5 protein-coding genes are annotated in these 9,403 nt (G+C 56.4%); 3 read left to right on the top strand and 2 right to left on the bottom strand.

The features are described from left to right. The first annotated feature begins 18 nt into the window (after window positions 1-18). From IIA05_12450 to IIA05_12440, 3 genes are all read left to right on the top strand, one after another. The gene (locus tag IIA05_12450) at window positions 19-2,781 is read left to right on the top strand and encodes a TonB-dependent receptor (protein MCH9027901.1); all 2,763 of its coding nucleotides are present in this window, start codon (window positions 19-21) and stop codon (window positions 2,779-2,781) included. A 270-nt stretch (window positions 2,782-3,051) separates the two neighbouring features. Further along, window positions 3,052-6,000, top strand: a complete 2,949-nt coding sequence (locus IIA05_12445; GenBank protein MCH9027900.1) for a tetratricopeptide repeat protein — start codon at window positions 3,052-3,054, stop codon at window positions 5,998-6,000. Between the two features lie 67 nt (window positions 6,001-6,067). Next, complete coding sequence (locus IIA05_12440; protein ID MCH9027899.1) at window positions 6,068-6,727, top strand: hypothetical protein; 660 nt, start codon at window positions 6,068-6,070, stop codon at window positions 6,725-6,727. Here IIA05_12440 and IIA05_12435 read toward each other — a convergent pair. After that, on the bottom strand, window positions 6,724-8,394 hold the full coding sequence (locus IIA05_12435; protein ID MCH9027898.1) for a sulfotransferase: 1,671 nt from the start codon (window positions 8,392-8,394) through the stop codon (window positions 6,724-6,726). The two genes, IIA05_12440 and IIA05_12435, sit on opposite strands and share 4 nt — an antisense overlap. Before the next feature lie 73 nt (window positions 8,395-8,467). Continuing rightward, window positions 8,468-9,403 (bottom strand): sulfotransferase (locus tag IIA05_12430; protein MCH9027897.1); only part of this gene is annotated, 936 nt, incomplete at its 5' end.

Genomic DNA, 9,403 nt, shown 5'->3' with positions numbered 1-9,403 from the left:
TTTGCGAGTATACCGTCCATGGCTTTTGCCCAGGACGACGAGGACGTTGCTGAACAGGGACTTATCGAGGTCACCGGATCCCGCATCAAGCGGGTCGACGTCGAAGGTCCATCACCGGTTGCTATCATTACGCGTGCCGACATTGAAAATTCTGGCGATATCTCCGTAGCCGATGTGCTACGCCAATCTTCATACAACCAGTTCGGTTCATTCCGTCAGAGTTCCGGCAGTTCCGCCCAGTCGCAGGCGACAATCAGCCTTCGCGGCCTGGGTCCAACCCGTACTCTGGTGCTGCTGGACGGACGCCGCATTGCCGGTTCGCCAACCTTTGGCGCCGGTTCGTCACAGAACCTGAACACCATTCCCATCGCCGCGGTAGAGCGTATCGAAATACTGCGTGATGGCGCTTCGGCGATCTACGGCGCTGACGCCGTTGGTGGTGTGGTTAACATTATCATGCGGAAGGATTTCGAGGGTCTGCAGATATCTGCCGCGATCGGCCGTCCAACCCAAGACGGTGGTGATGAGAATGCTTACAGCATCGTCGGCGGCATTACCTCGGGTAAAGGCAACATCACCTTCTCGCTGGACCACAGTGAATCCGAAATCATCTTCAACCGCAATCGGTCGTTCACTGGTACAGGTCTGAGCGCGTTCGGTTTCCCGGGTAGCTTATCGTTAGTTGCACCGGCTGGCACTGTCGACAACAATGGTGACTCGGTCTTTACTCTTGGCACCTTCCCGGATGCCCGCTGCCCGAGCGCCCTGGGCACCGATCCACTGTTCCCGATTTCAGTAATCAACACGGGGGGCAATGGACTGTGTAACTTCAACTACGCAGCGACTTCAGCCAATGAAGCCAGCCTGACCCGCGACACGATGTTCGTGAACGGCAACTACCAGGTTAACGAAGACCTCAACTTCTTCGCCCGCGGTACGTTCTCACGGACCGAGTCGTTCGGTCGTTATGCGCCTGCGCCGATCGTCGGTGGTTCACCGTTCCTGCCTTCGATGAGTGCGGCAAACGCGAACAACCCGACCGCGCCAGGTAATTATCCGACCGGCCAAGTAGGGGGAGGAAACGTGGTTCCGTGTGTCGTGCAGATCGATGGGTCAACACCCTGCAACGATTTGTCGCAATTCGACCTTCCAGACGATTTAGACCTTTTTGACGCTATGGGTGACCCGGGTACGGATGGTGTCTTCGATACTGGCGATGGCATTGCGGATGTCGTGGGACCGTTTGACCTGAGCATCTTCTATCGGAACCTTCCGGGTGGTTTCCGTGACAGCAACGTCACCACGATCCTGTACGACTACCTGATCGGCTTCGAAGGCAGCTCGGATATGTTTGGCGGCCTCGATTGGGATACTGGCTTCCAGTACTCCAGACAGACCAACGACGACACCTCCGATGGCCTTTCCTTCCGCAGCGGCCTGCAGGCCGTTATCGATGATGAGACGTTCGACATCCTCGGCGTCAATGGACCCACCGATGCTACCGTCGCTGCTGGCTTTGCTACATCGGGCTTCCACAACGAGGCCCACCGCATCGCTTCCGGTGACTTTACGGCCACCTGGGATGCTTTCCAGATGGCGGCCGGCCCGGTACCGGTGGTTCTCGGTACGGAGTATCGTGACGAAAAGTTCAGCCAGGATTACGATGCGCAGCAGAATGCGGGTAACGTTGATGGCTCCGCTGGTGGCGCTGACGTCCAAGGTTCGCGCTCGGTCCTGGCATTCTACGCAGAGACCAGTCTGCCGATTACCGAAGATATTGAACTCAGCCTGGCTGGTCGTTTCGACAGCTACAACGATTTCGGTACGACGGTCAATCCGAAGATCGCGGTGGGCTTTCGTCCGACCGACACCCTGTTGCTCAGGGCCAGCTGGGGTGAGGGCTTCCGCGCGCCGAGCATGAGCCAGTTGTACAGCTCGCCTGCACAGAGCTTTAACGGCGCTATCGACGCCGTTCGTTGTGCGGCTACAGCGGAAGGTGATCCGGTCACCGGTAGATCCGCAATACCTGTAACCGACCTGCCGATAGGCCATGCGTGTCTGACCACGCAGTATCAGAACTTCACTGGTGGTAACGTGAATCTGAATGCGGAACTGTCTGAGGGCTTCAACGTTGGCATCGTCTTCAACCCGATCGACGATCTGTCTATCAGCCTCGATTACTACTCAATCGATCTGGTCGACCAGATTACGGCGTTGCCGTTGCAGACCATCCTGGATGCGGAACTGATCAATATGGGCAGCGCAGAAGTTATCCGTGGTGGCGGTGGTCGGATCGACGTTATTTTTGCCCAAAATCTTAACCTGGCGGGCACCAAGACCAATGGTCTGGATCTCGATCTGCGTTACAGCTTCTCGGCTGGTGGCATTGGCGACTTCACAACGCAGCTCAACTGGAGCCATGTCAATAACTACGTGTTCGACACCAATGATGGCTCGGGCTTCAATGACGTCGCGTTCTCGCCGGATGATCGCATCCAGTGGAACCTGAACTGGTCGTTGTCCGACTACTCTGCCACCTTGATTGGCAACTACATCAACTCTACGCCAGTCGGTGGTGGTGTCATCTTGGATGACTGGACCACCTGGGATCTCCAGCTGAACTGGGCCACACCGTGGAATGGCCGGCTGACGATTGGTGCGCGGAACCTCTTCGACAAGGATCCACCGCTGTCAACCCAGCTGCCGCATCCGTTCTACAGCAACCAGCTGCACGACATATATGGCCGGGTGCCGTATATCCGTTACACGCAGGATCTGTAAAAACGGAAGCCGCTGTTCATTAGTGGTTAGCTGGAAAGCGAAAAATGGCCCGGGAAACCGGGCCATTTTTTTGCTCCTGGAAACCGTGCAAACGCCGAAGCAGTACAGGCATAATAGGAATCTGCCCCGAGGACGCTACTGCCTGGGCCGAAATTCTCGGTCAGAAAGAGAATTACGTTTTCTGGCTGTATGCCGCGGCATACGAACAACTACTGATCAGGACCTGGACCGACATGCACTGATCATCTCAACCCAGACAAGGTTCATATTTTGCAGGAAGAAAATCAACAGCAACAAGACCCTGCTCTGGCCGGGTTCCTGGTCAGCAAATTGAAAGAAGGCATGCGCCGTCAGAACGCGCAGGATTATGCCGGCGCCGAATCGCTATACCGGCAGGTTTTACAGGCAGAGCCAAATCAGCCGGATGCTCTGCATCTGCTTGGCCTGATCGCGCAGCAAGCAGGACGAAGCGCGAGCGCAATCGACCTGATCCGCAAGGCAATCAAGGTCAACCAGCACAACCCCGACTATTACCATAATCTCGGCGTCGTCTATGAATCCCTGAAAAAATACGATGCCGCAATACGGTGCAATCTGCATGCCGTACACCTCAACCCCGATTCCTTTGCTTCTCGTTTCAGTCTTGCCAATGATTACAGGCTGGCTGGCCGACTGGAGGAAGCTGTCGGCGAATACCGTAATGCCCTGGCCTTGCGGCCGGACTCCGCGGAGGTTTATTCAAACCTTGGAGCGGCGCTGGGTGCGCTGGGCAGATCGCAGGAAGCCGCGGACAGCCTGCGGAAGGCCCTGGAAATACAACCGGACGAGCCGGACATGCATTCCAATCTGGGTATGGCTCTGCACTCACTGGGAAATCTGCAGGAAGCAGAACACCATTACCGCCGCGCAACCGAATTGAACCCACACTTTGCCAACGCCTGGGCGAACCTGACAGAGACTCTGCTGGAACAAGGTAAGTCCGAGGAGGCGCTGGCTGCGGCGCGTCGGTCTCTGCAGTTCGACAGCGGGAACCAGGCCGCCTTTGCCCTGATTGCCATCGCAAGCAACGAACTCGGTGAGACCGGGGAAAGAGACCGCCTGCTGGATTTCTCCCTGGTCAGGGCGACCGATATCGAACCGCCTCAAGCGAATCTGGCGCCGGGCCCCGCCGGGGACAAAGACACGCTGAAAGGATTCAACACCGACCTGGCCAGGCACACGCTCAGTCATCCCAGCCTGGTTTTCGAACCGACGACGAAGTCGACGAAGAAAGGGCGGCAAAGTGGCGAATTGCTGGTTGAGCCTAAAGGCCCTGTCGCGCACCTGGAAAAACAGATCTGTGTAGCCGTGGAAGCGTACATTGACCGAATCCCGGACGATACCGATCACCCGTTCCTGTCCCGCAAACCCAAACACTGGCGATTGACCGCATGGGTAACGATCCTCAACCGGGAAGGCCACCAGCTACCGCATATTCATCCGGCCGCATGGCTGAGCGGCGTCTATTACGTACAGGTACCGGAACAGGACAGCAACCTGGAAAACGCGGGTTGGATCGAGTTTTGCGGCGCGCCCGAGCACCTGCGCAAGGACAAGCCGATGCCGTCAAAGCACCTGGAGCCTGTCCCGGGACGTATGTATCTGTTCCCATCGTATTTCTATCATCGCACCCTACCCTTTGCCGGCGACCAGCCACGCATCAGCATCGCTTTCGATGTCACCGCGGTCCCGGCAGGTTCGCTGCGTCCGCCGATGTCGAACACGGAAACGGAACAAGAGCTGGCGCGGGCACGGCAGTTGTTTGCAGAAGGGAGCCGGGCCGAGGCGGACGAAGTAGCCAGCATGATTCTCGAGCGTAACCCCGATGAACACAGAGCATTACATATGCTGGCACGCATAGCCTATACGGACGGCCGGATGGCCGACGCTGCCGATTATCTCCGGCGAGCACAAACGCTGGCTCCGAACACCGCGCAATATCATGCGGAGTTGTCAGAAGTCCTGCATTCTTTGCAATGGCAGGAAGAAAGTGCGGCCGAACTTTACAAAGCCATCGATCTCGGGCTTGACAATGAGCAGATTTATACTCAACTCGGCGCCGCGCTGTCGAATATGGGTGATTTTGAGAAAGCGCAAGAGGCTTTTCTGCGCGCAGTGGATATTCCGGAGACCCTGGGCTCAGCGTATTACGGTATTTCGATGATTTCCGGATTCGAGCAGCAACCGGGGCTGGTTGAAAAAATGCAGGAAGCCCTGAATCGCACAGACCTTCCCGACCGGGAATTGGGAAATCTACATTTTGCCATGGGACGCGCATATGACAGCAGCGAGGATTATGACCAGGCATTTCACCATTACACAGAAGCCAATCTCAAGCGCCGCCAGGGCATGCCGTTCACGCTGGAAACCGAACGCAACAACACCAGAAGAATCATCAAGACTTTCACCCCGGAGCTGTTTGAAAAATTCAAAGGTTGCGGCAATCCGTCTGAGCTGCCGGTTTTTATTATCGGAATGCCGCGCTCCGGGACAACTTTGGTTGAACAGATAATCGCCAGCCACCCGCAGGTTCATGGCGCCGGCGAATTGAATGACCTGTGGCGCACGGTCGAGCAGATAACCAGCTTTTTGCCGCCTCGTGCACAATTGCCGGAAAACATCGACCAGGTTGAACCGGGAGCATGGGAATTTATCGGCAATCAGTACGTCAAAACGATTACCCAGAGATCGTGGGAGGCATTACGGATAACCGACAAGCTGCCGTTCAATTATACGCTGGCCGGAATCATTCAGCTGATGCTGCCAAATGCGAGGATCATTCACTGCCGGCGAAACCCGCTCGATACGTGCGTTTCCTGTTTCATGACATCGTTCGGTAGCGATCGAGGCTTTACCCGAGACCTGCATGAACTCGGCGGCACTTATCGAACCTACCAGGACTTGATGGCGCACTGGCACAAGGTCATGCCGGGGCGGATCCTGGACGTTGTTTACGAGGAACTGGTTGAGAATACCGAGGAACAGGCGCGAACTCTGATAGCGCACCTCGGTTTGGCATGGGACGACGCCTGTCTTGAGTTTTACAAGAACAAACGCCGCGTCAGCACCTCGAGCCTGGTACAAGTTCGCCAACCCGTGTACAAGACATCGGTGGGACGTTGGCGCCGTTATGAGAAACATCTCGCGCCGCTGATAAGCGCAATCAAAGAGGATTATTGACCCGGATCATCCGGTGATCGATTGCGATGCCTGATTATCCGGCCACGACACTTTACGGGGCGATGCCATGAAAATCGGATACCTTTTCTCAGTCCCGCTGGTGGATTTCAGAATGGATGACCACGAGGACTTGTGCGCACGACTGAGCACCTTGTTCCTGAAAAAAGCGGCAGAAGACCATGAAGTCCGTAATAAAATCAGACGCGATACCCAGTTCGGCGACCTGTTTGAAAGCCGGTTCGATCTTTTCAATTGGCAAGACGAGCCGGTAAAGGAACTCGCCGCCTTTTGCCATCGCGCGCTGGCCAGCGTAATTTTTGAACTGTCCGATTATTCGGAGGATGAATTTTCGAAACTGGTTTTCGATTATCACGCCTGGTTTCACATTACGAAACATGGTGGCTTCCAGGCCTTGCACCACCACCAGAATGCGAGCTGGTCGGGAATCTTTTGCGTAGACCCCGGCGACTCACCGGCTGAGTTCCCGCAAAGCGGCGCGGTACGATTTCATGATACACGTGGCCTCGCGGATCAGTACCGCGATGCCGCCAACAATCGCCTGAAATTACCTGCCCGGTTTGGCGGATACCAGATCGATCACGAAGCTGGCCGCCTGCTGATTTTCCCTTCCTACGTCGATCATGAAATCTTCACTTATATGGGGAAGCGAGAGCGCATCGTCGTGGCCTTCAATTGCATGGTTAAAAAAAGCCAGCCTGCCGGTTAATTCTGGTTCGGGAACAACTCAAGTAACACGCCCAGGTGATTTTCATACCGGCGCCAGCGTTCCACGGAGCTTTGGTAAACCGGCTGCCTGACCTGCCAGCGACTCAAGGTCGATACCGCCCGCCGGTTACTCGTGTAATCCAGACAAGCAGGGTCCCATTCTAGGTCCAGCCACTCGATCATAATGCGCACCTGGCCTTCCAGATCCGACGTCAGTTCTTCGTAGTCGACCGTCAGCAACAGCTCGCTGCCCTGTTCCATCCAGTGATCCATAATGCGTTGATAACACTGATAATAACTACCGATATCCTCAAGCCGATTGGCATAGAAATTAGCAGTCGCAAAATCCTGGAAATATATCGACAAACAAATGTCTATCGCATTCCGGCGACAGTGGATGATTTTTGCTTTTGGAAACAGTAGCCGGATGAACCCGATGTGCAGGAAATTGGCGGGGTATTTGTCGGTGATATGCCGGATATTACCGCCACGCTCTCTCAGGTTCTTCAAGTAATCCTCGGCGACGGCCTCCAGGGCCGGTGCGTCGAGCGTGGATACCAGATCGGGGTACAAAGCGACCCGGGTTCGGCTCGCCTGCTCGATGAAACGCAACTCGCCGGCGCCATTCACCCTGGGATGACTGGCCAGAATTTGCTCGATCAGTGAGGTGCCCGACCTGGGCATGCCAACGATAAACACAGGTTGCTTCGATTGACTGCCGCGCGGGCCAAATCCTGCAAAGAACTCCTGGTCAAAGGTCGTAATAATCCTGCCGACCAGGTCCCGGTGGCTTTCGATATCGAACCCGCCCTTGCGATCCCGTTTCAGCCTGTTCGCTGCGCTGATATGTTCGAAAGCCCGATCATGCTCTCCGCAGTCATCGAAGGTTTTGCCAAGTGCGAAATGCAATTTTTCGCGGCTGAGATCATCGCGCTCCGGCGCGGCCAGTAGCTCCGTCATCAACACGATGTCCGGATCGTCCACCGATTCGAAACGGCGAACCGCGGCGAGTTGCTGATAGACCTCGACCAGGTTCGGGTCTCGGCGCGCTGCCCGCCGAAACCACTGGCTGGCTTCCTCGAATTCGCCAAATGCCGTGATCACAATACCCAGACCATACATGGCCGACGCATGCTCAGGATTCAGTTCCAGCGCTTTCTGGTAGTTTTCCCTGGCTGCCGCTTCCTGGCCGTCCTGCGCCAGGACCGAACCGAGGTGCGTATAGGTTTCTTCGTTATTGGAGTCCCCTAACTGGATGGCCCGGCGGAACGCATCGATCGCCTGGCTCCATCTGCCGGCCATCTCCAGCACATAACCCAGGTCAAACCAATTGTCGCCAACCATCGGCTTTAGCTGCGTCAGGTGCTTCAGATAACCGATCGCTGCCTTCAGGTCACCCTGGTCGGTCGCCAGCCTGGCCAGTTCATAGCTTACCGGCGGGGCCGATGGCGCCATCGCCTGTGCAGCGTTCAGATAACGGGCCGCTTCAGCGTACTTTTGCAACCGACGCTGAACACGGCCCATTAGGCAAAGACAACGCACCTCGCTGGGATCGATTTCCAGCAGGGTCTTCAAAATCTGTTCCGCATCGTCGAGACGGCCGGCCTGTTCATGCTGAACGGCATCCAGTAACCGGGCGCGGGCCTGCTCAGGCAATAACTGCTCCATCAAAACCTCCGGGTTGGCCCGCATGTTGCGGACAGGATGGCAATCCTACCCATACCATCGACAAGGTCAATACCTAATCCCGCCCTTCGAGACTCGCCTGGTATTGCTCGATAATGTCTGCGAGGGGGTCGCAAAAGAGCCTCTTTATCTGCCCCTGGTAATTTCGGTAACGGCCCACCGAGTCCTGGTACAGAGGACGCCTGACCTGGGCATGGCTGGCCGTTTTCACCTCTCGTTTGCGTTCATGGAAAGACAGACAGGCCTGCTCCATCGGCAGGTCCAGAAAATCGAGAACCCGCCGTGTCTGCTTCTCGATGTCGCCAACCAGGTTTTCGTAATGGACTTCGAGGATCGGCCGGGCGAGTCGTTCCCGCCAGTGCGCCATCAGGCGCCAGTAATCCCGGTAATAGTTGGCCGTCTGCCGCAGATCAAAACTGAAAGCAAGCGCCGGATCGACAAAATCCTGAAAGTAACACGACACCGCCACATCCCGCGGATCGCGCAGGCAATGAATGACCCTGGCGCCCGGAAGGATCGTCGCGATCAACCCCAGGTAAAGAAAATTGAGCGGCATTTTGTCGCTAACGAACGATGCGTCCCCTGCTTCTGCCGGCAGCGATCCCAGGTATGTTCTGCCCAGACCGGCCAACTCCCCTGCATCGCTGCCGCCGTTGAGCCAGGCTGTCGTGCGCGAGGCGATATCGCCAATTAAAGGTAATTCTCCGGCCGCGTATAGCGCACTGTGCCCGGACACTATCTGCTCGAGCAGGCTGGTCCCGGATCGTGGCATACCGATTATAAACACCGGTCTGCGGTCGGTTTCGGCGCCCTCGCCGGCGGTCGTCGTGGCGTTTTCGATTACGCGATCCACCCAACGCGTATGCGCACCGGAATCAAATCGTCCGCCGCGAATCTGGTTTGCCCGGGTTGCGGCCTCGAATGCCTCCGGATAATCGCCCAACTCGTCCAGTATTTGCGCCAGGCTGAAACCGGCCTGCGCGTGGTGCCA

It is taken from the genome of Pseudomonadota bacterium (assembly GCA_022572885.1).
In the GTDB taxonomy this organism is placed as follows: Bacteria; Pseudomonadota; Gammaproteobacteria; order Steroidobacterales; family MnTg04; genus MnTg04.
The sequence above is the reverse complement of the archived record's forward strand: the minus strand, read 5'-3'. Positions and strand labels throughout refer to the sequence as shown.